General features: G+C 44.0%; 20 protein-coding genes. 11 read left to right on the top strand and 9 right to left on the bottom strand.

The features are described 5' to 3' along the window. Nucleotides 1-318: 318 nt before the first annotated feature. The 3 genes from ACQEXR_RS01465 to ACQEXR_RS01455 are packed head-to-tail and all read left to right on the top strand — an operon-like array spanning nt 319 to nt 1958. The gene (locus ACQEXR_RS01465) at nt 319-1230 is read left to right on the top strand and encodes a 1-aminocyclopropane-1-carboxylate deaminase/D-cysteine desulfhydrase (RefSeq protein ID WP_427019642.1); all 912 of its coding nucleotides are present in this window, start codon (nt 319-321) and stop codon (nt 1228-1230) included. Then, the gene (locus tag ACQEXR_RS01460) at nt 1227-1544 is read left to right on the top strand and encodes a DUF1496 domain-containing protein (protein WP_427019641.1); all 318 of its coding nucleotides are present in this window, start codon (nt 1227-1229) and stop codon (nt 1542-1544) included. Before ACQEXR_RS01465 ends, ACQEXR_RS01460 begins: the two co-directional genes overlap by 4 nt. Nucleotides 1545-1553: 9 nt before the next feature. Next, a complete protein-coding gene (locus tag ACQEXR_RS01455) occupies nt 1554-1958 on the top strand; it encodes a PPC domain-containing DNA-binding protein (protein WP_427019674.1) in 405 nt (134 codons plus the stop codon). 67 nt (nt 1959-2025) lie between these two features. Here the strand turns inward: ACQEXR_RS01455 and ACQEXR_RS01450 are convergent, their stop codons facing one another. Continuing rightward, a complete protein-coding gene (locus tag ACQEXR_RS01450; RefSeq protein WP_427019640.1) occupies nt 2026-3894 on the bottom strand; it encodes a fructose-specific PTS transporter subunit EIIC in 1869 nt (622 codons plus the stop codon). 200 nt (nt 3895-4094) lie between these two features. Here ACQEXR_RS01450 and ACQEXR_RS01445 point away from each other — a divergent pair, with 200 nt between their 5' ends. Together ACQEXR_RS01445 and ACQEXR_RS01440 are read left to right on the top strand one after the other, a co-directional pair. Continuing rightward, complete coding sequence (locus ACQEXR_RS01445) at nt 4095-4397, top strand: PTS fructose transporter subunit IIB (RefSeq protein ID WP_138970272.1); 303 nt, start codon at nt 4095-4097, stop codon at nt 4395-4397. A gap of 8 nt (nt 4398-4405) precedes the next feature. After that, nucleotides 4406-5188, top strand: a complete 783-nt coding sequence (locus ACQEXR_RS01440; RefSeq protein WP_426950497.1) for a PTS sugar transporter subunit IIA — start codon at nt 4406-4408, stop codon at nt 5186-5188. 3 nt (nt 5189-5191) lie between these two features. On the opposite strand, the gene ACQEXR_RS01435 is transcribed toward ACQEXR_RS01440, so the two are convergent. After that, on the bottom strand, nt 5192-6031 hold the full coding sequence (locus ACQEXR_RS01435; protein WP_331415937.1) for an AraC family transcriptional regulator: 840 nt from the start codon (nt 6029-6031) through the stop codon (nt 5192-5194). 367 nt (nt 6032-6398) lie between these two features. Between ACQEXR_RS01435 and ACQEXR_RS01430 the strand changes: the two genes are divergently transcribed. The 5 genes from ACQEXR_RS01430 (at nt 6399) to ACQEXR_RS01410 (ending at nt 13572) form a co-directional block, all read left to right on the top strand. Continuing rightward, entirely contained in the window at nt 6399-8300 is a 1902-nt protein-coding gene (locus tag ACQEXR_RS01430; RefSeq protein WP_426950495.1) for a PTS fructose transporter subunit IIABC, read from the top strand. 66 nt (nt 8301-8366) lie between these two features. After that, nucleotides 8367-9584, top strand: a complete 1218-nt coding sequence (gene manA / locus ACQEXR_RS01425; protein WP_138970268.1) for a mannose-6-phosphate isomerase, class I — start codon at nt 8367-8369, stop codon at nt 9582-9584. A 257-nt stretch (nt 9585-9841) separates the two neighbouring features. Further along, nucleotides 9842-10282: a fructose PTS transporter subunit IIA gene (locus tag ACQEXR_RS01420; protein WP_331415940.1), complete on the top strand. Its 441-nt coding sequence runs from the start codon at nt 9842-9844 to the stop codon at nt 10280-10282. Nucleotides 10283-10294: 12 nt separating this feature from the next. Continuing rightward, the gene (locus ACQEXR_RS01415) at nt 10295-11689 is read left to right on the top strand and encodes a fructose-specific PTS transporter subunit EIIC (RefSeq protein ID WP_427019639.1); all 1395 of its coding nucleotides are present in this window, start codon (nt 10295-10297) and stop codon (nt 11687-11689) included. Nucleotides 11690-11952: 263 nt separating this feature from the next. Next, nucleotides 11953-13572 (top strand): methyl-accepting chemotaxis protein, encoded by a 1620-nt coding sequence (locus tag ACQEXR_RS01410; protein ID WP_426951151.1) that lies wholly within the window; start codon nt 11953-11955, stop codon nt 13570-13572. Between the two features lie 62 nt (nt 13573-13634). Here ACQEXR_RS01410 and ACQEXR_RS01405 read toward each other — a convergent pair whose 3' ends face one another. After that, entirely contained in the window at nt 13635-14558 is a 924-nt protein-coding gene (locus ACQEXR_RS01405; protein ID WP_331415943.1) for a LysR family transcriptional regulator, read from the bottom strand. 118 nt (nt 14559-14676) lie between these two features. Here ACQEXR_RS01405 and ACQEXR_RS01400 point away from each other — a divergent pair, with 118 nt between their 5' ends. Beyond that, entirely contained in the window at nt 14677-15864 is a 1188-nt protein-coding gene (locus tag ACQEXR_RS01400) for an MFS transporter (RefSeq protein ID WP_427019638.1), read from the top strand. Nucleotides 15865-19277: 3413 nt separating this feature from the next. Here ACQEXR_RS01400 and ACQEXR_RS01395 read toward each other — a convergent pair. The 6 genes from ACQEXR_RS01395 to ACQEXR_RS01370 all read right to left on the bottom strand — a co-directional run bounded on the left by ACQEXR_RS01395 (nt 19278) and on the right by ACQEXR_RS01370 (nt 26536). Further along, nucleotides 19278-20057, bottom strand: coding sequence for a DUF4225 domain-containing protein (locus ACQEXR_RS01395; RefSeq protein WP_427019637.1), 780 nt, complete (start codon nt 20055-20057; stop codon nt 19278-19280). Then, nucleotides 20054-20527, bottom strand: coding sequence for an Hcp family type VI secretion system effector (locus ACQEXR_RS01390; RefSeq protein ID WP_138970264.1), 474 nt, complete (start codon nt 20525-20527; stop codon nt 20054-20056). Before ACQEXR_RS01390 ends, ACQEXR_RS01395 begins: the two co-directional genes overlap by 4 nt. A 234-nt stretch (nt 20528-20761) precedes the next feature. Further along, on the bottom strand, nt 20762-21889 hold the full coding sequence (locus tag ACQEXR_RS01385; protein ID WP_427019636.1) for an HNH endonuclease: 1128 nt from the start codon (nt 21887-21889) through the stop codon (nt 20762-20764). A gap of 2 nt (nt 21890-21891) precedes the next feature. Beyond that, the gene (locus tag ACQEXR_RS01380) at nt 21892-22500 is read right to left on the bottom strand and encodes a class I SAM-dependent methyltransferase (protein WP_331415948.1); all 609 of its coding nucleotides are present in this window, start codon (nt 22498-22500) and stop codon (nt 21892-21894) included. A gap of 458 nt (nt 22501-22958) precedes the next feature. After that, nucleotides 22959-24086 (bottom strand): 5-methylcytosine-specific restriction endonuclease system specificity protein McrC, encoded by a 1128-nt coding sequence (gene mcrC, locus ACQEXR_RS01375; protein ID WP_427019635.1) that lies wholly within the window; start codon nt 24084-24086, stop codon nt 22959-22961. Then, a complete protein-coding gene (locus tag ACQEXR_RS01370) occupies nt 24086-26536 on the bottom strand; it encodes an McrB family protein (RefSeq protein ID WP_427019634.1) in 2451 nt (816 codons plus the stop codon). Before ACQEXR_RS01370 ends, mcrC begins: the two co-directional genes overlap by 1 nt. Nucleotides 26537-26766 lie beyond the last annotated feature (230 nt).

Below are 26766 nucleotides of genomic sequence, written 5' to 3'. Positions count from 1 at the left end.
GCTCGGTCTGAATAGGTGTAGTTAGCAGAGTGTTCGAGGGTTTAACAACCCGATAAGTTTACAGGCCGTCAAACTTGTTTTCTTACTGAAACTACTAATTTACGCTGCTTTTTCTTATTAACTCCTATGTTTAATTGTATCCGCCCAGAGCCCCTTTGCTCTGGGCTTTTTTTATTTAGTGCGCTTTTTAAGCACCACTCGCGGCATCACTAACCCCGAGACTCTTGATGGCCCGCCCGATAAAATTTTGATCTAGATTGGTACAGCACAATAGTGATCCGTTAATATGATCGCCCATTTGGTTCACTACTTCGATCGATGAAACTCGCCAATACGCCAATTACTCAACATCAATTTGATGACATTCCTTTTTTCCTTAAGCGCGATGATCAGCTCCACACGCATTTCAGTGGGAATAAAGCGCGAAAATTTATGGCCGTATTGGAGCAAGATTACCCTGCAACTCGAACCTTGATCAGCTATGGTAGCGCACAAGCTAACTCGCTCTACTCTCTAGCCGCTTTAGCATCAATCAAAGGCTGGACATTAGAGTTTTACGTTGACCATCTACCGCAGTGGTTAATCGATAGGCCGATGGGTAACTATCGTGGTGCTCTAGAGCTCGGGGCTAAGGTGATTGCAACCTCAGAGTACCACCTTCATCCCAAAGACTTTATTGAGCAAATGCGGCAACCGGATAGCAGTTGCCTTGTGATAGAAGAAGGGGGACGCTCGACTCTGGCTCGTTCAGGTATTGAACAACTGGCACGAGAAATACTCTCTTGGACTCGCTTTGAACCTCACAATCAGTTTGTTGTTGCTTTGCCAGCGGGGACTGGGACAACAGCACTATACTTGCATAAGTTCCTTAAGCCACATTCCATACCCGTTATCACCTGCCCTTGTGTCGGTGGCAAAGAGTATTTAATCAAACAATTTGAACAACTTGGTGAGAGCGACTTTCCACACATTCTGGAACTGGACCAAAAGCACCATTTTGGCAAACTCTATCGACAAGATTATCTAATTTGGAAACAGCTTCTCGAAGATACCTCTATCGAATTCGATCTCCTCTATGACCCTATGATGTGGCAGTGTCTACAATCGTGGTATAAAGAGAATCAAGAAAAAACCATCATCTATGTTCACCAAGGTGGCTTACTTGGAAACGAGAGCATGCTACCTCGTTACGAGCGTAAATATGGCCCTGATTTGGGAGAGAGTCTATGAAGTCGTACCTACCGCTGCTACTCGTTGTAATGCCATTCTCAACACAAGCCAATACGATTAGCACCACAGCAAAACCCATCGTCGCAGTGAATGCCAGCGAGATTGGCAAACGCGTTTGTTACTATCAAGATCAAGCCTATTCTGACGGCGCTATCCTTCAGGTTGGTGAACATTACATGATTTGTTCGGCAGCTAACGATTTCGAGACAAATGGCGCACTAAAGTGGTCCCCTTTAGCGGAACACAGCGAGGGTTCTACCAGCGAAGATAAACCTAAGGCCAAAGCGGTCAAACGCTACTCTACCAACGAATAAGGACTCATGTTGATCACACCGATTGCTGTGCGTCTCACCAAAGGTGACGACTTAAAACTTGCCCTTCAACGACTGGTCACTCACCACCAAATTCGTGCTGGAAGTATCGCCTCTTGCGTCGGCTGCTTTACGCATCTCAAACTGCGCTTAGCTGGTGCGACTGAGACACTGCAACTTAATGAGCCGCTAGAGATTGTTTCCGTTATGGGTACACTGACTCCAGACCACCAGCACGTTCATCTTTCCGTCTCACGCGCAGATGGTTCAGTGGTTGGTGGACACCTACTGGAAGGTTGCCTGATTGATACCACGGCTGAACTGATTGTTCTCCAATACCATGAGCTTAATTTCAACCGAGAATACGACCCACAGACTGGCTATACTGAGTTGCACCTTGACTCTTCGAGCCAATGAAAAAAGGCTCCATGAAACATGGAGCCAGGAGCATAAATAGTTCGGGGGAACTATTTGACTAAATTCCTTAACGCTTTGACTGAATCAGGGCCGTTGCATTGTGCATCGCATCTTTGGTACTCACGTCTATAATGGCAATGTTCTTAAACCTTTCTGGCTCTTTAATCGCCACATCATGAGCAAATATCACCAACTTAGCGCGGGCAATATCGCGCTCGGTAATGCGATTGTTAATCCCATCTGCACCTTGGGTTTCTACCTTGATTCTCACCCCAACGGCGTTGGCAGCTTTCTCCAGTGACTTAGCCGCCAAAAAGGTATGCGCCACCCCAGACGGACATGATGTCACCGCCAGTACATCCGCCTCACCCTCTCCCTGAACCGAAGAATACACACGCTTCAACGAGCCGTATTCATCTTCGTCTTTAACATTTTTCTTCAGTAGGATGACGATACAAGCGGTCGTCAACGAGCCAGCGAGCGTACCAACGATATAACCGAGTTTGCCATCAACGACAGGCAAAACTATCCAGCCACCCCATGGCGCATGATTGAGTACGTGGAACATAAAGCCAATCACGTTACCCACAATACCCCCCAGCACAATTGCAGGTAACACACGCGCAGGATCGGCAGCCGCAAAAGGAATTGCCCCTTCACTGATGCCAATCATGCCCATGATCCCAGCAGCCTTGCCTGCTTCACGCTCGTCACGCTTAAACTTCTGTGGCGATAGTAGCGTTGCGAGTGCCAACCCAAGCGGTGGAGTACAGATTGCGATGCCAACCCCTCCCATTAACCATGGCTGAGTATTCACTTGCGTTTGAGCAAACAGAGTAGCAACTTTATTAATAGGGCCACCCATATCAAAAGCGGTCATGGCACCCAGCACCATACCTAACACGATCTTGCCTGAACCTGCCATATCCGTCAGCAGGGTGTTAAGCGAATTCATGGTTGATGAGATAGGAACGCCAATCACCCACATTACTGCACCGCAGGTGACAAATGTGCCCACCAACGGATAGATAAAGATACTGCCGAGCGAAATCATGCTTTCCGGCAATCTAATTTTCTTCAGTAACCACACCACATAGCCAGCGAAAAAGCCAACCACTATCGCGCCGAGAAAACCCGTGTGGTACTGGTCAACGGCGACCCAAGAACCAATCATACCCGGTGCGAGTCCCGGCTTGTCAGCGATGGAGTAGGCGATATATCCACCAAGCACCGCAGTAAATAGTGTCAGACCGGCAATACCCATTTGCGCCATATCCGCCAGCATCCCTTTCTCTGGCACCGCACCATGCCCTGAGATCATTACCGACAGCGACAACAGAACGCCACCCGCGACGATAAATGGAATCATGTGCGACGTGCCAAACAGCAGATGCTCTTTAACCCGAGCAAGTTGATGCGCCACTAGACTTTGTGACTGGAAATGGGATTCCTGCAACAGCTGTTGGTGTGACAACGGATCATCAATCTGCTCATCAATGATCAGCGCAAGGGCCTGCTCAACGCTCTGTGCCTGTTTAAGCTGTTCAATAAACTCTGGTTCAATTAACTTACCAGATAGCTGTGCTAAGACTTCGATGTGATGATGATCATCCCCGTCCGGCGAAGCTAACATAAAAAATACAGCCGACAGCTCGCCATCTTCAGCGCCGTAGTCAATACCCGAGCGACTAATGCCAATCGCAACCGCTGGTTTTGCTACCGCACAGCTCTTTGCGTGGGGAATGGCAATCCCCTCTTCAAACCCTGTATTTCCAATGTTTTCACGCGCCCATAGATCAGCCAGAAATTGCTCTTTATCGGCAAGTTTTCCCGCCTTATCTAACATACCAACCAACTCTTCGAAAACTTGCTGCTTAGTGGTCGCTGTTAGCTCCAAACAGAGAGTTTCCGCTTGGATTAGGTTTGTTATGTCCATTGTCTCTACCTGCCGTACTCGCGCTCGAATATAGATTAATCAGCCCTATCTGTCAGAGATATAGGACTAAAACCGCATTAACTGGATTATTGTAACACTGACATTAAAGTGTGAAGTGTATCGGTGAATTTATTGTTCCGTGCCAATGAAATCTCAATTCGCTGTGCTAATATCCGCAAAAATACCCACAGAGATTGACTATGAAAATTATTGCTGTCACTGCCTGCCCAACAGGCATTGCACATACCTATATGGCAGCAGATGCGTTAAATAAAGCTGCGCCGAAATACTCTGTTCAGATTAAAGTCGAGACCCAAGGTGCAATGGGTATCGAAAATCTTCTGACGCCGCACGACATCGCTCAAGCAGACAAAGTGTTAATCGTATCTGACATTGAAATTGAACAAGCTGCGCGTTTTGATAGCATTCCGTGTATCCGACTCTCGATAGAAGAAGTGCTGCTCAATGTGGATAAAGTTTTCATCACTCACTGCCGCGCATAACCCCACCGATGACTGAATACCAGATAACGTTTCTTGTCAGTAACACTAGCGCCTCGACTCACGTCGCTCAGCCACTGCGTAGATTGGCGAAAAAGTTTAAAAGTTCGATCCGAATCATCAACATCACTCGCAATCGAAGTGCCGATTTGACCAAGTCAGTGGCACTGCTTCAGGCCGGACTTGTTGAAGGGGATCTGTGCCAGATCACCGCCTTTGGCATTGATGCTGAACTGGCATGCTTCGTGATTAAAGATGTTGTTGCGGAACACTATGATCTGGTTGGAGCGCAAATCAACCACGAGTTCTCTAACCAACTTGCTAAGCGTCTGCCACAGTTAAATACACCGAGCCCCGTGGAGTGGCACTACGCTAAAGCACATACCGCGTTGACCAAATTTGAGTGCCTCAAAGGCCTCGCGCAACTTATCCACCCGATAAATCCTGATGAGCTTATTCTGGCATTCATCAAACGTGAAGAGCGCTCTTCTACCTGTATCACCGCTGGTATTGCCCTGCCCCACGTGATGTTCGAAAACAAAAGCATCAATCATATTTCTATTGCGGTTATCAGTAGTGAAACACCAATAGACTGGGCTTCTCAAGTCGGCCAAATTCATCTAGCAATAGCACTGGTGATGCCTTCCTCGCCAACTCGCGATCAGATTGTCACTGCGACCAACCTAACCCGCAATCTGCTCTCTGGGCAGTTGGCTGAACGTTTGTTAGTGACCAAAAGCAGCATCGAACTGCAAGCCTTGTTGATGTATTCAATGTCGAGACTGATTGGATAGCGGTTAAATTGAGCCTCGATAATCGGAAGGGGTTCTGCCCGTGCGATTTTTAAATACCCGACAAAAGTAGTTTACATCCTTGAATCCGCAACGAACCGACACTTCATTCAGTTTAAAGTTGTATTTCTTGAGCATGAATTTCGCTCGATCTATCCGTACCCAAGTAATGTAATCGGCCAAGGTCATATGACCCTGTTGACGGAACAACCTAGATAAGTGATTGGACGAGATGCTAAAGCGTTCCGCAATGCTATCTCGAGTGATCTGTCGATGGAAATTTTCCTGAATATAGATACAAATCCCCTGATAGAGATCTTGAACACGGTTATGTGATTTCTCTTCCGGCGCATCAAGCATGGTATTGCAGTATTGGAGCAATGCTTGAAGTAATAACTCATCCATCGGTTGTTTGATGCTTTCTCTCGCCAGCGAACTCAGGGCTTCTAGGATATTGTCGATAGCAAAGCCCGAACGGGTTTGTAAACTATGCTTCTGAATATCATAGAAACTCTCTTCACCTTTTCGCTTACTCACTAAGCTAAGCCCTAATTGTCGGCGACCAAAAAGAATGCTTAGCACAGAACAGTTGGTATCCCAATCTGGCTTGTTCCAGCAGTTTGGCGGAATAAAAATCGCATCGCCCGCCTGAGCAACGATCTGACTGACCTTACGTTGATGATCTTCCATCTCATTGATGTACTCACCTTCAAGCACCAGTTCCAAACGTGGAAAGTTAACCTGATAACTGCACTCTGGTGGAGTATGAAAGTCACCCGCAAACCAAATATTGTGGATTGGTTTACGTTCATTAAGTACCGCACAAATTAAATCTTGGAACATCATCTTTGGCCCCTCAACAGGACATTCTCTCTACTACACGCACAGGTATACCCCGTGATGAATCACGGCGCTACTGAGCAAAGTCACACTTCCACATTGATGATACAAAAATCCAGCAAAAGCAATAATTTTATAGTTAGACAATCATAAATTAACAAACAAAAAGACGACCAATCACACCATAAGTTAATGTTTTAAAAACATTTAATATCAACAATCCCATAACACAACGGCGTTCAACCACGATCCAAATCACATCACGAAAATACAGTTACAATCGTCTAGTAAATGCATTTTTTCTTCACTACAGGACTTTCGCCTCGCCTTTCACAATACCCCTAGTAAAACAATAAAATGATAGGGGTTCCTAATGATCACCAAACTCATCAATGAGAATTTGATTGCGCTCAATCTTAATGCGCAGTCCAAAGAAGAGGTTTTTAACGAGCTAATCGAGATCCTGTACGCACAGGGCCGTATTTCAGACAAAGAACAGTTTCTTGCTGATATCAAAGCGCGTGAAGAACTTGGCAATACAGGTTTTGAACAAGGCGTCGCACTGCCGCACGCTAAGAGTTCTGCTGTCATCGAGCCCGCAGTGGTTATCGGTGTGCATAAAACAGGCATCGACTACGGCGCTGAAGATGGGCTTGCTTCGAAACTGTTCTTTATGATTGCTTCACCAGACGGAGGAGACAATCACCACATTGAGGTTCTGGCTGAACTCTCTTCTAAGCTGATCGAGCCAGGTTTTATTGAACAGTTTCTCGATTGCCAAGATAACCATGCTGCGCTGGAACTTTTACTGACAAAACAGCCTGAAACGGCATCGAACCAAGCACCAACCAAAGGCTTGATTATCGGAGTGACCGGTTGTCCTGCGGGTGTTGCCCACACTTATCTAGCAGCAGAAGCACTAGAAAAAGGGGCGGCAAAGTTAGGATACGAAATCAAGGTTGAAACGAATGGCTCGATCGGGGTCAAAAATAGTCCGAGCGAAGAAGAGATTGCACAAGCGGAAGCGGTTGTTGTTGCCTGCGACAAACAAGTTGATATGGCTCGCTTTGCTGGTAAACGCGTGATTAAAACCAATGTTAAAGCGCCTATACGCGATGCCGAAGGACTGATTCAACAAGCACTATCTGCACCAATTTACCAAGCAGAACAAACACAAGCGACCCAGTCTGTCGCAGACAAAGCCTCACAAGCTCGTTCCGATCTCTACCGTTACCTGATGAACGGCGTATCACACATGATCCCGTTTGTCGTAACGGGTGGTCTATTGATCGCTCTTGCCCTAGCCATTGGTGGTGAGCCGAGTGAATCGGGTATGGCAATTCCTACCGGTAGCATGTGGAACCAAATCCTTGAAGTGGGCGTGGTCGCTTTCACGCTGATGATCCCGATCCTAGCGGGTTACATTGCTTATGCGATTGCTGACCGTCCTGCCCTAGCCCCAGGCCTGATTGGCGGCTGGATTGCTAACAACGGTTCATTCTACGGCGCTGAAGCGGGTACTGGTTTTATCGGTGCTATCGTAGCTGGTCTGCTTGTGGGTTACTTCGTTAAGTTCATTACTTCAATCAACTACCACAAATTCATCCAGCCGCTTGTACCGATCATGATCGCGCCGATCACAGGTTCACTGTTTATCGCTGGTCTGTTTATCTTTGTCATCGGCGCACCAATCGCCGGACTAATGGATGGCCTGACTGCAATGCTAACCAGCATGAGCACAGGTAACGTTGTTCTACTCGGTATCGTACTTGGTGGTATGGCTGGCTTCGATATGGGTGGTCCATTCAACAAGGTCGCATTCCTATTCTCTGTCGGCATGATTGCTAGCGGTCAAACTCAATTTATGGGCGCAATGGCGTGTGCAATCCCAGTCGCTCCACTTGGTATGGCGATCGCAACCGCAGTTGGCCGTAAGTTCGATCTGTTTGAATCCTCTGAAATCGAAGCAGGCAAAGCAGCTGGCGCAATGGGACTTGTGGGCATTTCTGAAGGTGCTATTCCGTTTGCCGCTCAGGATCCGATGTCAGTTATCCCAGCGAACGTACTTGGCTCTATGGTGGCGGCAGTAATGGCGTTCTCATTCGGCATCACCAACAGCGTGGCTCATGGTGGTCCTGTTGTCGCACTGCTTGGAGCGATGAACTTCCCTATGCTTGCTCTGCTCTCAATGGCGACTGGCGCATGTGTTACTGCAATGACATGTATTGCGCTTAAAAATCTGCGTAAGGCGAAGCTAGCCGCTGCAACCGCTTAAACCGCTCTCCCCCTTATGGCTTGAGTGGTTTCATCCTCAAGCCATGTTTATTTCATGGTGACTTCTATGTCTGATTTTTCTATCTCGAATGACTCTCTTATTCGACAAGTCTTCTACCCTATGACTAACGTTATCCAGAATTACGCATGGGGTAGCCGTTGTTCTTTTGCTCAGCTGTTTGGTATTTCCAATCAGAGTGGAGAACCCCAAGCCGAAATCTGGATGGGTGCCCATCCCAATGGCTGCTCTACCGTGAACACCGAGGGTGAAGAGACAAAACTCTCCAACCTAATCTCACAAAATTTAAGCCTGTTTCTCAGTGACAAAATTGCCAAACGCTTTGGTGAGTTGCCCTATCTGTTTAAAGTGCTTGCAGCGGAAAAAGCTTTGTCGATTCAGGTTCACCCAAACAAACAACAAGCGGAACGTGGCTATCAGTTTGAAGAGCAGCAAGGGGTACCGCTCACAGCTGGCAACCGCAATTACAAAGATCCTAACCACAAACCGGAGCTGGTCTATGCGCTGACTGACTACACGGCAATGAATGGTTTTAGACCGATTAGCGAGATCCTTGCCCATTTTAACTACCTTGATATTCCTGAACTCACGTCATTGGTTCACGACTTAGCAGGCGATCAAACACCGAATGGTTTAGCGAGCTTTTTCTCGGGTTTGTTGTCACTGCAAGGTGAGCAGAAAGAAATAGCGTTGATGATGCTAATCATGAAAGCCAAATTATCACCGACCCCGCTGTTTAACCTGATCAGTGAGCTTGAAGAGCAATACCCTGGTGATGTTGGTCTTTTCGCTCCATTAATCCTCAATGTGATTGCGCTAAAACCCGGTCAAGCGATGTACTTGGATGCAGAAACGCCCCACGCCTATATCAAGGGGACTGGGCTTGAGATCATGGCCAACTCAGACAACGTATTGCGCGCAGGTCTGACACCAAAATATATGGACGTAGAGGAGCTAGTCTCCTGTACCAAATTCAATGAAAAGCCTATCGACAGACTGCTACTGCAACCCCTTGAGCAAGATGGTGTGATGGAATATCCGATCCCAGTTGAGGACTTTAAGTTTGCCATCCTCAGCAACTCCCACCAGCGCGAGATTAAAACCGAAGGTGCCGAGATTCTGCTGCCGCTGGATGAGGCTATGACACTGACGCACCAGTGCGGTGAAAGCTGCGTGATTGACAAAGGCCAGTCGGTATTTATTCCAGCCTATGCCAACAGTTACATCGTTGACTGCAATGGGCGTGTAGCACGCGCGTATAGCTAAGTAAAAAAATCACTTTGCACCAATGTAAAATGCCTCGCGACTGCGAGGCATTTTTGTTTTCAACCGTTCACAAGGCACTGAATTTATTAATATTTATGACTAACATCACAAGAATGTCATTCACGAATAATGACGCTAATCACAGTTAGATTTGCTGGATACAAATGTACAGTGAAAGGCTTTTTTTTACTATTTCGCCACTGGCCACAATCCATTAATTTTTAACTCAGAAGTTCAATAAAGATTGAGTTAAATAAATGATCACAAAACTAACTAACGTCAGCCTAATTAACGCCAACCTTCAAGCAAATAATAAACAACAAGTGTTTGAAGAGTTAGCCCAAATGCTATTAAGCGACCAGCGTATCAATAACAAGCAAGCGTTCTTAAATGATATCCATCATCGCGAGTCACAAAGCATTACGTCAATGGACGGCATCGCCTATCCACACGCTAAAAGTCAAGCAGTGACAGAACCAGCAATCGCTGTTGGCGTAAAGCGCGAAGGTATCGATTACGGCGACGAAGACGGCATCAAACCGACCGTATTTTTTATGATCGCCTCTCCGGATAACGGTGCGGATCATCATATTTATGTTCTACAAGAATTATTTGGAAAATTCAGTGATGAATTTATTCAAGATATTCACAACGCAAAAGACCAACAACAAATCCTAGATATTTTAATCAATTCATAAGGCGTAGTAACTATGAGTACCCTAACAGCTCAAGCTACAAACAATAGCGACTTTAAAAAACTACTTAGCACCATGAAAGGTCACCTTTTATTTGGTACCTCTCATATGCTTCCGTTTATCGTAGCCGGTGGTGTATTGCTGGCACTGGCGGTCATGGCATCAGGTAAAGGTGCGGTGCCTGCTGACGGCTTACTGGCAGATATCTCAAACATCGGCATTAAAGGCTTGGTGCTTTTCCCTATCATCCTTGGTGGCTTTATCGGCTACTCCATTGCCGACAAACCTGCCCTTGCGCCAGCTATGATCTCATCTGGCATTATGGCGGATATGGGCGGCGGCTTCCTAGGCTGTATCGTGGCAGGCTTTATCGCCGGTGGTGTGGTGTTCCAACTTAAAAAGATCCCTCTTTCAGCCAACATGACCGCGCTAGGCGCGTACTTTATTTACCCTCTGATTGGTACGCTGATTTCTGCAGGCATCGTACTATGGGGTATCGGTGAGCCAATTAAGATCTTTATGGCTTCAATGAACGAGTTCTTGGCCTCGATGGCTGGTGCTTCTAAAGTGGTGCTAGGTACCATTCTGGGTGGTATGACAGCGTTCGATATGGGTGGCCCAATCAACAAAGTGGCCACACTGTTCGCTCAAACTCAAGTAGACACACAACCGTGGCTAATGGGCGGTGTAGGTATCGCAATCTGTACGCCTCCACTCGGTATGGCACTGGCTACTTTCCTATTCAAGAAGAAGTTCACTAAGCAAGAGCAAGAAGCCGGTAAAGCAGCCGCTATCATGGGTTCAATTGGTATCTCTGAAGGTGCTATCCCATTCGCAGCAAACGACCCAATGCGCGTTTTGCCATCCATCGTTGCTGGCGGTATCGTAGGTTGTGTGTTCGGCTTCCTCACTGACGTACTACTGCATGCACCATGGGGCGGTCTGATTACTGCGCCAGTCTCAAGCAACATTCCAATGTATGTGGTCGGTATTGCACTGGGCTCACTAACAACGGCTCTTATTGTGGGCTTCTGGAAACCGGTCGCTGAAGAAGAGACGGAAGAGACAACAGTCGAAGCGACTCCTGCACAAGTAGCTCCTGTTGCGGGTGAGGGCGAATACGACATCGTAGCCGTCACATGTTGTCCATCAGGCGTGGCGCATACCTTTATGGCTGCTAAAGCGCTAGAAAAAGCAGGCGCAGCAGCTGGCATCAAGATTAAAGTAGAGACACAAGGTCAAAATGGTATCCAGAACCGCATCACCGACCTAGATGTCGCTAACGCGAAGCTGGTTATCTTAGCCCACGACATTCAAGTTAAAGACGCGCAACGCTTCGCTAACGCCAATGTGATTGAATGCTCAACCAAAGAAGCGATGAAGAAAGCCGCACAACTGATTCAACACTAATCAATATCCCTCTGAAATCTAGCGCCCTAGCACTCTGCTGGGGCCTTTTGATGTATGGCATCAGTCGCCGCGAGTAATACAAATATCCCGCCCCATAGACCTTACTCTTTAGTGTTAGTTTGATCAAATGCACTTAATCGCTGTGCAACAAAATGTATCAACTGAAATTATGAGCTACATCGCCACAGATAAAAGAAGAATTGCTACATTCATTCCAATTCAACGTCAGAAATATCAATAATTATAACTCTAAGGGGCTAACAATGAGGCTAAGTAATCTCTCTATCAAATCAAAGCTCGCATCCATCGTGGTTTTATCGGCAATTCTCATTGCCATGGCTTGTGCCTACAACCTGATTCAACAACGCAACTCTTCCATGCTTGAGCGTGAAAGCAAACTTAGCGCCCAAGTAGAAGCAGTAGTCAGTTTAGCAAAGCACTATTACGATCAGCGCCAACTGTTAGGAAATGATGTTGCGAAGCAACAAGCTCTACTTGCAATCGAAGCGCTTAGATATGACAGCAACAACTATTTCTGGATTCTGAATCAAAACCTCACGGTCGTGCTCCACCCTATCAAGCCAGAACTTAATGGCAAAAGTGCAGAAAACTTTCAAGATGGCGGTGGCAAATTCCACTGGCGTGAGATGGTTTCGATATCCAAATCACCAACTCAAAAAGGCTTTTTAGAGTATCAGTGGAAAAGCCCAGACGGAGAGCTAAAAGATAAAATCTCTTACGTACAATTGTTTCCTGAGTGGAACTGGATTATCGGCTCCGGAATCATGGTTGCCGACATTCAAGAAGCGTTTTATGCCTTGGCGATTAAAGAAGCGATTGTTGCCCTTCTCTTATCTGCGTTACTGTTTGGCATGGGATATATGATTTCCAACAACATTTTGATCCCACTTCATCGACTGATTGATCACACCCATTTGATTGCCGATGGTGATTTACGAGTTCGTATGAACATGAAGCGCAAAGACGAACTTGGCGACATGAGTAGCCAGATTGATAAAATGATGGACAAACTCCAGTCAACATTACGTACGGCGAATGAATCGGCGGCTCAATCTAGCACCATGGCATGCCAAATTGCTCAGGCTAGTGAAGAAGCCGCTACCAGTGTCAATTCACAACACGCTCAACTAGAGTTGCTCTCGACCGCGATGACAGAAATGAGCGCCACCATCTCGGATGTTGCGACCAATGCTGAAAACACCGCTGCGAGCACCAACAAAGTCGTCGACCATGCACACAACAACGACGAGACAATGAAACGCACTTCGGAGTCAATTGCACATGTGTCTGATAATATCTCAGTAGCGAACGAGCTGGTGCGCGACCTGCAATCTGGCGTCCAAGAGATCAGCAATGTGGTCGGTGTGATTCGAGAGGTGTCTGAGCAAACCAACCTTCTAGCGCTTAACGCTGCAATCGAAGCCGCACGAGCGGGTGAACAAGGTCGTGGATTTGCAGTTGTGGCTGATGAAGTCCGCAACCTCGCGAGTCGCACGCAAAACTCAACCAACGAAGTGCAACAGACCATCGAAAAACTCACACGCCAAGCAGAGAAAACCTTCGCCGCGATGCAAACCAGTAACGAAAACGTTGAGGAGAGTGTTCGAGCTTCAGAGAATACACGCAAGCAGCTCGATTTAATCGTTGATGAAATGCAAAACGCCAATGATATGGTGGCTCAAATTGCCGCAGCCTCAGAACAGCAAAGCGCTGTTGCGACCGAAATGAATGAAAACGTCACTGGCATCCACTTGGCTGCTAACGAAGTATTGCACGCTTCTCAGTCGCTCGCGGAAGATAGCCAGTTAATGGCGAATACCGCAGAGCACCTTACCGCCCAACTGAGATACTTTAAGGTTTGATTCGTCGCCAGTGACAAATACAAATTCGCCTTTAGCAACACGAATCGCCCTCGGTTAAGCCGCTATTGGGGAAACTGACGATGGAATCGTTCAATCAAGAAATCGATAAACAGGCGCAAGCGCTTAGGTTGATACTGACGACTCTGATAGATGACGTTTAAGTCTGCGCCTGCTTGCGATATCGAGGTATTGAAGTTCTTCATATATCCATTAAGCAGCGTCACTAAGCGCTGCTGCTTGATATCCTCTTGAACATCGAGAATCGATTTCAGGGCAATTCCGGCTCCATCCAATGCCCATTGACGAATCACCTCCCCATCATCAGAAAATCGTTTTGGTATCACGGTGACAACGTTATGCTGCTGGTCGTCTTGGAAATGCCATGTTTTGAGCTCTTCACTGCTCCGTACCAAGGCGAGACAATCATGTTGAGCCAGTTCCTGTGGCGTGATCGGTGTCCCCCTCTTGGCCAAATACTGTGGCGACGCACATAGAACTCGTCGACTAGAGGCGAGCTTACGCGAGATGAGCGAGCTATCTGCCAATGCCCCATAACGGATAACAATATCGAGCCCAGACTCAGCAATGTTAGATAAGTTATCGTTGAGATAGAGGTAAGGAATCACTTCTGGGTAGAGCTCACTAAACTCCGATAAGATTGGCGATATGTATTGCTTACCAATATCACGAGGCGCAGAGATTTTGAGCGTGCCACGTACCTCTGTTGTTCCGGTTTGAAGTAGATTTTCCGTCTCTTTAACGCTGTCGATAATGTCTAAACAAGCTTTGTGATAGAGTGCGCCGGAGTCCGTCAACGAAATGTGCCTGGTAGTACGATTAATCAACTTTACGCCGTACCTATCTTCAAGAGACTGCAACCTTGCCGTTACCGTGGCTGGAGATAACCCCAGCTCTCTTCCTGCGGCGGCCAACCCTTGATTCTTGACGATGCTGATAAACAAGGTCATATCTGTAAACTTATCCACGCATGCTCCTTAATCTCATTATTCATGAGAACCGAATAATCAATTCAAATACTAGCCAATTATCAAATTCAATCCAAGCAATATACTGGCTCCATCGAAATCAGATTGGAGAATAACCATGAAAAATGAAAAAATGCCACTTCAGGTATGGATTTTGACACTTGCCGCTTTTGCCATTGGCACTGCTGAATTTGTCATTGCTGGTATTCTTCCTCAACTCGCCCACTCACTTGCTATCACCGAAGGGCAAGCGGGCTACTTAATCAGTGCTTATGCTCTTGCCATCGTCTTTGGTGGACCACTTCTCACTATCTATCTAGCACGCTTCAACAAAAAATCTGTGTTAGCTGGGCTAATGGTGTTGTTTATTCTTGGTAACTTGATGTCTGCTTTTGCACCTAACTACTTTGTGCTGATGGTTAGCCGAGTGATTACGGGGTTAGTTCAGGGACCTTTTTATGGCATCGGCGCTGTGGTGGCGACCAATTTGGTTAGTGAGAAAATGGCTGGGCGTGCAGTAGGACAAATGTTTGCAGGCTTAACATTAGCGAACGTGTTGGGCGTACCTGGCGGCACGTGGATTGGCTTACAATTCGGCTGGCATACGACATTTTTGACCGTTGCCGCATTTGGTTTCATCGCACTGGTGTTTATTACCTCTGTGATTCAATCCAGCGGCCATGACGAAGCCAAAGATGTAAAAGCGCAGCTAACTGCATTCAGAAATCCAATGCTATTGATTAGCTTAGCCATTACGGTATTTGCGTGGTCGGGCTTTATGACTTTGTATGGCTACATTGCACCAATTGCCACACACATTACGGGGTTTGGCGACAATGCAGTGACTTGGATTCTGGTCATTATCGGTGTTGGTCTAATCATTGGTAACACGCTGGGTGGTCGCTCATCGGACAAAAACTTGCAAAAAGCCTCGATGTTTTGGGCAATTGCCATGATTACAAGCCTGCTACTTGTTGGCTTGACTGTCGAGAGCAAAATCCTGTTTGTAGCTGCAACCTTTATATTTGGGATTGCCTCGTTTGCTAATGTACCAGCGATGCAACTTAGAGTGATGAATCACGGTGGCGAGGGCCAAGAACTGGCTGCAACGGCAAACATCTCTGCCTTTAACCTAGCCAATGCATTTGGTGGATTCTTAGGTGGTATGGTTCTCGACAGCCATATGGGTGCAAGCATGATCCCATACGCAGCGATTTTTGTGCCTGTGATTGGCCTGCTATTTATTGCCAAAGCCAACCGCAAGGAAAACCAACAAACTGAGTTAGAACCAAGGTTGGGTAACTGAGCAAGAATACTTCTAAGCACCTTAGTTTAAATCATAAAGGCCTGTTCACTCAGGCCTTTGATGTAGCCGTCGAATCATAGCCAGCCACCTTCCGGAAAACAAGGATTATCACAGTAGTCATTGTTAAAAATATCACTACATCAATCATTTATTATGATCTTTGGGGGAAGCAAAAAATCAGTGTGATTATAAATAAACCGCATGAGAGCCATTGCATCCCAAGATTAGGTAAATCAAGGTGCTTGATAAAAAAATCTTCGTACAACAGTATCTTTGATGGAACCCCCGCCGTTTTTGTCCCAAACTGAAAAATCGACCAAAACTGCCCTCCTAAAACTAAAAACAACAATAACTGACCTATCAGAATGACACCTTTAGATGGTTTTCGGTTTACTCGCCATAGAAGGTAAATAAGCAAAAGTGAGGTAAGTATGTATGTAATAGTGATCATTTTTTAGCCCCTCTATACAAGAACCCCCCCGCTTTACCCCGTCATAACTTGAGATCAAACAAATCAAAAAATGGGATTTATTTATGACGCCTTTTTGGTATTAATAGCCCTAAATATAAGCAAACCAAGATGCTAGACCAACGTATTACTTCATTATTTTTGAATGATACTTCTGGAAGCATGTTCATTAATAAAGTTCCATTCATAAAAATTGAGTAGTAATTACCACCAGTAAAACCAATAACCAAAACAATGTAAACGTAAATGTATACTGAACTGTTAAAGGTAAAGTAGGATATCCGCCTTAAAGTAAGCAGAATCGCAATCGTAGTCAAAAAGAACATAACATCTTTCAATTATTCAATTCCTTAATTGTATCGATATTGTAGAAATCTGATCCTAATTCGGCCCCTAATGCAGATTTGCTCATTGCTTGATAACCTCTTAAATAATCTTCTGCACTATACCGAAATAATGTAAACGTAAATGTATACTGAATTGTCATTACTATTCTGTCGAATCATAGTGTTTGGGAAAGCAAAAGAACAGAAGATAAGCATCAATAGCTAAGCTAAATATCTGCATTGTATTATTTGGCAATAAATCAGCGAAGAAACTTTCAAAAAAAATCACTTCGACTTTCAAACCATTATGGTTCATTCCATAATTAAATATTGAGTAATACTGTGCTCCAATTGCTATATATAACGGAACATATAAGTAATACTGAATTTTGGTCAACCTACACTTCTTTATTTTCCTAGCAGTAACCATTATCATTAGTGATATTAATATAAATATTACAATATTAATCATTTATAAAGCTCTTTATGTAACTGATCAACAGTCATCCCATCACTAAAAGTACTAGCACCAAGAGATATCTTACTAGCAGCCTGATACCCTCTTAGATAATCTTCAGCACTATACCTAAATAACTTAAACTGCTTGGCTTTTCGGGTTCTTGTCCATGGCATCGGATTTAATATGCCGTATGAGCCATAATTTACTCGTTTATATTTATGGGACGGTAAACATATCGTATATCAATAGATCCGTTATGGACGACTGCTAACTGGCGGGATTTGAAGCAATATTCATTAATTACGCGGTAATTACCTTAAAATGGTATGGAAAATCAGATATCTGCACGGGTGGCAAATCATGCTAAACACCATGCGCTCCTTTAAGGTTGGATGAATGGGACATTAGGGCGTTGAAAGGACAGACGCCTCAACGATTATACCCGTGGGTTTAACGTGCGTGGGTTTAACGTGTGTGTCCTTTTAAGTTTTGATACAACACTTTGGCATGGCACACGGTTAACTCGCCATAGTGGATAAATTAAGCCAAGTGACATTATAGAAAACCAGACAACCATTATCATTTTCGAGTCTCTCTATACATCATTATTATGAAGCTACAAAATCGTTATAAAGTTAAATAGATTTATTTTAGTCTTTCTCGTCTTTTAAAGGTATCGATGTTGTAAAAATCAACTCAGAACAACATTGATTTTCTAATGTTTAATATATCTTGGGATACACAAAATAGAAAAAGCAAGCATTATTACTAGGCTTGACCATTGTATCTGTCCATTTGGTAAATTAGGAACTTCCACTGTCATTTTTTCAAAGTGATTTATAACAGATGGAGTAGTTCCATAGATTAAGGAACCATAGTTGAAAATAGAATAATATTGGGAACCAATAGCTATATATACCAAAATTTTACAGAAAGCATAAAACTTGTTCTTGCTGTAGCGAAACAGCTTCCTTGCTACATAAATAAGAATAATGGAAAAGAACCAAAATAAAATTAATGTAATCATAGTCAATCCGATATAAGTATGAGATTCTCATCCAGATTCTTCCGGATGTTTAGGGATAAGGAACCCTGAGTAAATGCATACACCAAAGCTAAGCCAAGAAATTAGGTCATTGTTTGAGTAATTAGGAATAAATGGCTCAAGCGTTTCAAAAAATGGATAACCACTCATAAAAATAGAGTAGTAATTTAAAAGAATCGGAAAGAAGACAAAAATGCAATAAGCTAATCTTAGAATGTTGCTTTTGAATTCATAGCCAGCCACCTTACGGAAAACAAAGATTATCACAGTGGTCATTGTTAAAAACATCACTAAATCAATCATTTATTATGATCTTTGGGGGAAGCAAAAAATCAGTGTGATTATAAATAAACCGCATGAGAGCCATTGCATCCCAAGATTAGGTAAATCAAGGTATTTGATAAAAAAATCTTCGTACAACAGTATCTTTGATGGAACCCCCGCCGTTTTTGTTCCAAACTGAAAAATTGACCAAAACTGCCCTCCTAAGACCAAGAACAATAAAAATTGACCTATCAGGATGATACCTTTTGTTGGCTTACGGTTTACCCGCCATAGGAGATAGATAAGCAAAAGAGAAGTAACAGAATATGAAAAGTTAATCATTTTCAAAAAGCAGTATTTCTTCTGCCTGATAGCCACCTTTAGTAGTACCTCCATATATAAATATTGAGTAGTACTGATAGACAGTTATTATCATCAGAATGTATTTAAAGACGAAGATTATTTTACCAGAACGAGTAGAATTTATCGCACTTAGGGCAATTACCCAAATAATTGACACAATGATAAAGATTACATGTTCAGTCATTTATTCGGCTCGTTTCGGGAAGCAAAATATCACCGTAACCATACAGAAAAAAAATGAGATCCATTGAATAATAGGGTTAGGTAAGTGCAAATAATTTATGACAAGTTCTTCAAAAAAAGTGATTCTTACAGGGACTCCTGCGGTTTCATTTCCATATTGAAATATGGAAAACAATTGAGTTCCCAACAGAAGAGGCAAAACGAATTTACACAGTAAAACAACACCTTGGCATGGCACACGGTTAACTCGCCATAGTGGATAAATTAAGCCAAGTGACATTATAGAAAACCAAACAACCGTTATCATTTTTGAGTCTCTCTATATAACGTATCAGCGGTCATTCCGTCACTAATTGTTCCTGTGATTAAACTTATTCTGCTAGAAGCTTGATAGCCCCTTAAGTAATCTTCTGCACTATACCTAAATAGTTTAAATTGCTTGGCTTTTCGGGTTCTTGTCCACGGCATCGGATTTAAGTTAGGTTTGGATGCAATCTGATAAGCCTCGGAGGCGTTTTTAGCTGTGTTGGTTTTGGCTAGCACCCCATAAGCAGACAAGGCTAAATCGGCCCCATAGTAGGCAATATCACCGTGTGATTCTGAGTAACCTAGCGATTCAGCTACATGTTGATAGCCTTTGCGAACCGGCCCTGTTGCATTCTCATCGCCATCCCAAAAGTACTTGCCATTTTCATACAGATTGTTGGTGCCATGAGCCATCATTGGACCACCAATTAAGCATAAGACCGCCGCTGAGGCGTAACATATTCCCGCGCCTGTTGTTACCTGCATGACACCAGCGACAAAGCCAATTCCTTTTTTAAAGATCAAGTTACCTTGCTCGATCAGACTTTGTTTTTCTTTTTGAAGCTCTTTGAATACTGTCTCTTTGTCCTTCTTACCGCTTTTATAATCGTTCACCAGACATTGCTCAAACCGATCGACTTCACGAACAAACTGCATCTTCAGGCCGCCATTCGAGATGTGGCGATGTGAAAGCGTAACAGCTTGCATAGTGAGCCCTTTAGCGGCTTTTTCGACTTCACGAATGTCCCATGAGTCTGGTGCGGTTTGGTTTCTCATCCTAAGTATCTATCCCATATTTGATAACCTTCTGTACCGGCCATGTTATGTTTCCAGATTATGTCGCGGTATGTGAGATGGAATATCTCAGACATATCTTCATCTCCGGAAGTAAGTACGTTTGGTTGATCAAATGACAGAGAGGTAATCAACGCATCAACTAATTCAATCGTGTAGAAGTTTTCGTTATGACCATGCTCATTGGTTCGATAAAATTTGATAGTGCATTGCAAATGCTCTTGTTTGGAAAGGGCGTTGCCGAGTAATGGCGAAGACTTATCTACGGGTTTGGTAATCGCCACTTCCGTTGGGCCTCCCTGCTTGTTTAAGGTGAAGTTACAAGCCAGAACCGTGATTTCATCTTTATGAGATTCTTGAGCCTTGTTGCCGATTGAATCTTTGGTGTTACAGCCTTGAGAGATACAGTATTGTTTTTTACCCATGATAGATAAGTATGCCGTATGAGCCATAATTTACTCGTTTATATTTATGGGACGGTAAACATATCGTATATCAATAGATCCGTTATGGACGACTGCTAACTGGCGGGATTTGAAGCAATATTCATTAATTCCGCGGAAATTACCTTAAAATGGTATGGAAAATCAGATATCTGCACGGGTGGCAAATCATGCTAAACACCCATGCGCTCCTTTAAGGTTGGATGAAGGGAACATGAGCAAGTGCGCTTTCAGGAACGCAGATTACCTCCCCTTAAACAACTCACCTCGGTGATGTGCCAGATATGGTTTATGCTCACGCACGATCCTAAACGACATATCGTCTCTTAGGCCGATGACTTCTGGCGCTTCAAGATACTCTGAGATAAGAACCTTGCCGTTGTCGTCAAAAGAGATAAAACCGAGGTCAAACGCTTTGTCTAAGTTAGCGAGCAGCAGCAATCCGTTGAACTTATCCAGCCTTTCTTTATTGTTTGAAGCACGCCAAGGTTTTATATGGGAAGCGAGCAAAAGTTGTGTATTGCGATACCCTGTAACGGCACAGCCTCCCCACATCTGCACCAACTGAGATCTAAAGTGACCTTGACCCATTCTGGTTTTGACCATGATGCTTTTTTCGGTATCGGTTAGCTTTTTGTCTACCATGACCTGCCGAATGTCTGCGTTCACATCTATTTGAGCTAAGTCGGCTAGAAACTTGTTGTAATGGGTCAGCGCAGCGCTGTACATTCCTTTACCCTTGCGATCCGTTAGTTTAAAAACCTCTAACTGTCTGACTTTCTCTTCATATTGAGTAAATCGACGGTAGGAAGTCACTTCGGTCAATGGCTCACAGATTTCCCCCGCATCCATTAACCAGTTTGAAATTGAACCACGAATTGCTCCAAGATAATTTTTTGCGGTTTTCTCAGACTTACCAATGTCCATCAGCCACTGATAGTAAAGGGATGCAAAGTCTGTAAAATTTGAAACCAGCGCTTCTTTCAGCTCATTGCTAACGATAAAGCTTTTCATATCGTTAAATAGCTCATCGTCTAGGTACGCATAGGCGATCGCTTTTGAGGAATAGCGACTGGTCGTCATTTCGTCATAGCCAGCGTGATAGGCGAGGTGCCAAAATCCCTCGCTTCTCAGATGGAAGAATGGGTTCTCTGGTGTGTTTTTGTCTTTGCCGTGAGAAAAGTTGTTGAAGTGTTCTGTGAATCTCTCTTTTAGCGGCTGATTGAGTTCGATTTTGTTTAAAGCGATATGCCCTGCTTGGATTAAATCCATAACCGCTAGGAGCATGCATACTTTATGAGGGCTTTTCTTACCACCCGAGATGTTCATATTCAGGTTACGAAACTTGTCTGGATAAAAGTCGTATGACATGTTTACACCTCCAAACCAGAGGTTTTCTTCATCACAACAGTTTGCCAAGTAACCTCTTCTCGCTTCAGCGAATCTTTGCCATCTTCGATATGGCAGATAACCAATCCGACATCACTAGCTAATTTATCCAGCTCAAATACGGAGACACCAAAAGTCTCGCGAGCATCTTTAAACTCGCCGTGACGTAATGTAATAACCAAGACACCCTCGTCTGACAGGAGACTGCACAATGCCTTTATAGCGATAGATCTTTGCTGAACGGGAAGATGCATCCAAACCGCCGACAACAGAACTAAGTCATACTGCTTTTCTAGCTCTATCACGTGTTTTAAATAAGGTAATGAGTCATGTAACCAGACGACTTGCTCCGAACAGTTATAGTTGCCGATCTCAAGTAATCTAGTTGATGGCTCAACAGCAAACACTTCACAACCACGGGCGCTCATCCACCTTGCATCTCTTCCAGATCCAGCGCCAACATCCAAAACAACATCACCCGATTGAGGCCAATATTCAGTCCAAGACTGGTGAACAGATTCGAATTCTAGGGAATCGTATTGCTGAGCTAGCTTTGAGGCATTGTTGTTGTAAAAAGAAGTAGTTGCGGACATATATTAAACCAAGCATCACTGTGCCTGCATGATATACGGCTCAGTTGCATAAGGCGATAAAGTATTAGAAATGAATTAGATTCTGTGATGAAAATCTTATACAAAAGCCATCCGCAGAACTGTGAACGCCGTAAATCTAGTGTGATGTTTAAGCGCCTACTCGGATCACAAATCAAGCATATGTTGCTCTCGAATAACGCCACTAAAGATACGAGCGTGGCAGCATGTGTTAGTTCCATTGTGAGCTATTGCTATCTTGTAGAACCTTAAGATATGAAAAAGGCCTGATAAATCAGACCTTTTAGAATGTGGGAGTAAGACGGCACACTTAAACCACTAATACATTGATATTTAATAACTATTAAGTCAAACCACCCTCAATGTATTACCTAAAGTATTACTTTTGAGAAAACATCAGAATCAATCGCAAGTACTTGAAACCTTAATTAGCTAAATAGTTAACTTGTCTCCTGGAAACTTTTCTGCAAAAGAAGAAGCATGCGTTCTCTAACTGATATAGCTGACTCACCTAAATTAACTGTGCAAAACCATATTGGGTGGCCTTGAATTGTTACCATCTCAGCGACTTCTTTATCTACTGTCGGGTGAAGTAACATGCCAATGCTTTCCAGTGATGTGGGGGCCGAAGTGTCTTCCTGGCTTCTAAGGTAAGTATACATTTGGTAGATATAACCACTGCGAAGAGTTTCTTCCCTATGCCAACCTTTGGTGGTCACTGAATTGAATTTAGTGTCGATTACCAAACGTTTATCTGATGAACGATTATCAATAATGATGTCTGTTTTCATGCTGGGAAGAATTTCGTCGATCCCTGAACTTTTATCTGATATTTGCCAATCAAACTGTTTGCCAGCCAATACTCGCCATTCTCTTTTATCTAGTGCTACGGCATAGAAACCCGCTACAGCTTTTTCAAACAATTTTCTAAGCCACTCTTTTTGAGTGTCAGGAGCTGTTAGATGAAATTGACCGTCAAACTCTGTAGGTAAAGCGAGTGAAAAAGCCAAATCGGCTGCAGTAACCATCTTCTGATCGCTAATATCATGGCGACCAAATCTTTCCGACTTTCCGCTGTAATTTATTGGCTTTGCCTTGCTTACGCCTAAACGTTCTAAACTCAGCATTAAGGCTCGGCATTTATGCGCTAGAGATGTTTTAATATTCAGCTTTGATAAACGTTCTAATGCTGATCTAACATAACGATTACGGGGAGTATCTACCGTTAACTCATCAAAGCGACAGCATACCTTTCCTTTTTCAAGTAGCCTTTGTCGCTCGGTGGTTAGGGTATCTATGCGCCCACGAACTCGACTGATTACAGCAACTTTCGATTCATACCCATAGCTTAAATTTCGCCTCATGCGTTCTTCAACTTGATGACAGAGAATCTCGGCAACCAAATCTGCTATGTTTTCTGGGTTGTCTTCTACGTCGACTTTATTGGTGCCAAGGTGGCGATAAAGGTCTGAAGCATAGAGCATCAACAACCACAGGTTACGAACAGGAATCTTTCCTAATCGTCTCGACGAAGTGGTTGGGCTTTTCGCTTCAATAACGGCAGACATTAGATGCCTTCAACCAAAGAGTCTTTGGATTTGATAGCACGTTCTATATCGTCAAACCAGTATTCTTCAAGAAGCGGCCCAATTTCAGTTTCTACGACACCTTGAAACCATGCTGCAGCATCTTCAATTTTTGTATTTAACGGTGGTGTTACATAACTGTGGCCGATTTTAAACTGAGGGCCCAGGTTACGATCTTTTGAAATCTCGTTATTTAGTGAGGCTATGCGCTGTTCAATTAACTGCAAAAAATCGTAATCAATACCAGCCTTACTATTAACCCAGTTGCGCCATGCCTCACCGAGTGCTGGCTTAAGATCAAAGAATGCGAATCGGCGACGTAGAGCAAGGTCAACAAGTGCTAATGAACGGTCGGCAATATTCATAGTGCCAACAACATAAAGGTTAGCGGGAATATGAATTCTTTCGCCTTCAGCTCGACGATAACTAAGCTCCAAAGCTTCACTTGGCGTGCGCTTGTCAGCCTCTAATAATGTGAGCATTTCGCCAAAAATCTGAGCAGGATTTCCTCGGTTAATTTCTTCGATCACGACTACGTGTTTGATGCTCGCATCTTTTTTGGCTTCATTAATCATTTCCAGAAATGGACCATCAACGAGAGTTAATTTTCCTTCGCCTGATGGCCTCCAACCACGCACAAAATCTTCATATGATAGATTGGGGTGGAACTGAACAGCACGCAGAGAGTTTTCGTCTTTTTGGCCCATTAACGCATATGCAAGTTTCTTTGCGAGCCATGTCTTACCTGTGCCCGGAGGGCCTTGGAGGATAAGGTTTTTCTTATGCCTAAGCTGAGTAATTATTTTTGCGATGCTTTCTCTTTCAAGAAAACAACCGTCGGCAATGATGTCATCAATTGTATAAGGTTCAATAGGCGCTGTCTGAATTGTAACTTCTTCTGCTGATAGCTCCTCGTCATCAAGGTCAGTAGCATTCGGATGCGCAGATGTGTCGGTATCCTTAAATAGCCAGGCCGAGAGCGACAGTTCTGGAAAACAGTGTACGGGGTAGGCGTCCTCTTGAAATCGTGTTTCTAGATCATCAATCAGACCGAAGTAATCTCTTGAGCTACAGCGACCTTTTTCGCCATTCTTGCCTATTTCTAAACCCAGCTTTTTAGTGATGTATGTCTGTGATTGGCCATCAAGTGTCAGATACTTCCATGGTCTAATCCAATACAGCCCCATTGAGAGGTTCCAGCCGGTTCCCCAGCATTTAGTCGCAGTTTCATAAGCGTCGTAAAGTGCCTCTGCGGTACCAGTTTCTGAGTTATTAGCGTGTTCTATGGCGGCCTCAAAAAGGTTCCATAATGTATCAATGTCATGTTCACCCCGTCGGTATTTATATCCAAAAAACCAAGAGCGCTGATTATTAACAACAGGGATACCTTCAAAAGAATGAGGAACAGGCGTTTCAACTTTCAAAAAAGCAGCAAGCTCGCTTGCGATGGCTATTCGGTTAGCATCGGTAATGCCCCGGTTAAACAGGCCGAAGACGGTAAACGGGCAAATATCACTTAGCAACTCTTTTGTGCCTTCCTTAGGCTGATCTTGAAGGACAGAAATGCTTTCAATTTTGTTCGGTAAATCGTGGATGGCTGCCATTAAAGAAGCACGATCATCCTTGTAAGTTAATAGCTTGTCGGCAAACTCTTCGTAAAATTGAGTCCATTTAAAACGCTGTTTATCGACAGGGGTATCACCAAAGCGCTCCTTCCAATAGGGAGCATTGCGAAAACGATCTATATCCTGGGGTTTATTATTTAAAGTGAAGTCAATAAGGCCCTCTGTCATCCAATCATCGGGAGAAACGCGCCAAATAGTGCTGCGATTGGTATAGAAATACCATTCACTAACAGGCTCAATTCGTGGTTGCCATTCAACATCGACAGACCGGCCATCGCCATGATTACGTGTAATCACACCAATAGCTTTGATCCCCATTACTGAAACAGTCTGGCCTTTATTATCAAAAGGGAGCTCTCGCTTTCGTGTATATGACGATTTAATGGCAATTTTGTCGCCCGGCTGCATACTACGGACTACATCGAGATATCTATCCTGATAGCCATTTTGCCAAAGACCTTCTTTCAAGAATCGAGCAGTCTGATCCTCACTGGCTTCCCCATAAGATGCCCCTACAAACCAACAGTGCCCAGTTGTTCCTTGCGACATTTCTTCCTCAACAAATTCAATTAGTTTTTTAATTGCTGCACTAGGGGCCCTGTTGTTAGTCTCTAAGTTAAATTGATACAAGTCCCCATTTTTCTTTAACCTTTGAGAAAGAGCTTCAAGTTCAATTCTGTTGAGTGCATAAGGGTCGATATTAACTTTTTGAGCTAAGCTTTGAACCGCACGAGCATAAACTTCACTTGTACTTGGCTGCTCTGTATTACGTGATACAAAAACTCTATATTTTATCTCATTAAGCAAAATGCATGACTCCTTTTATGCGGTTCTCTGAAGCTACAACCATTACTATTGATGTATTATTGCGGAAAAGTCGCTGGTAAACATTGAGTCCTGCCAATTATTTACATTGTGGCTTTCCAAACATTGTCACGTGTGGTAAAGCATTATCTTTGGTAACAACGATTTTATCGGCTCACTTGAGTATTCCAATCAAAGAAACAAAACTATGTTATACCGCGACTAGTCTGTTA

Origin of the sequence: Vibrio sp. TRT 2004 (assembly GCF_050113735.1) — a bacterium.
GTDB lineage: Bacteria > Pseudomonadota > Gammaproteobacteria > Enterobacterales > Vibrionaceae > Vibrio.
The sequence above is the reverse complement of the archived record's forward strand: the minus strand, read 5'-3'. Positions and strand labels throughout refer to the sequence as shown.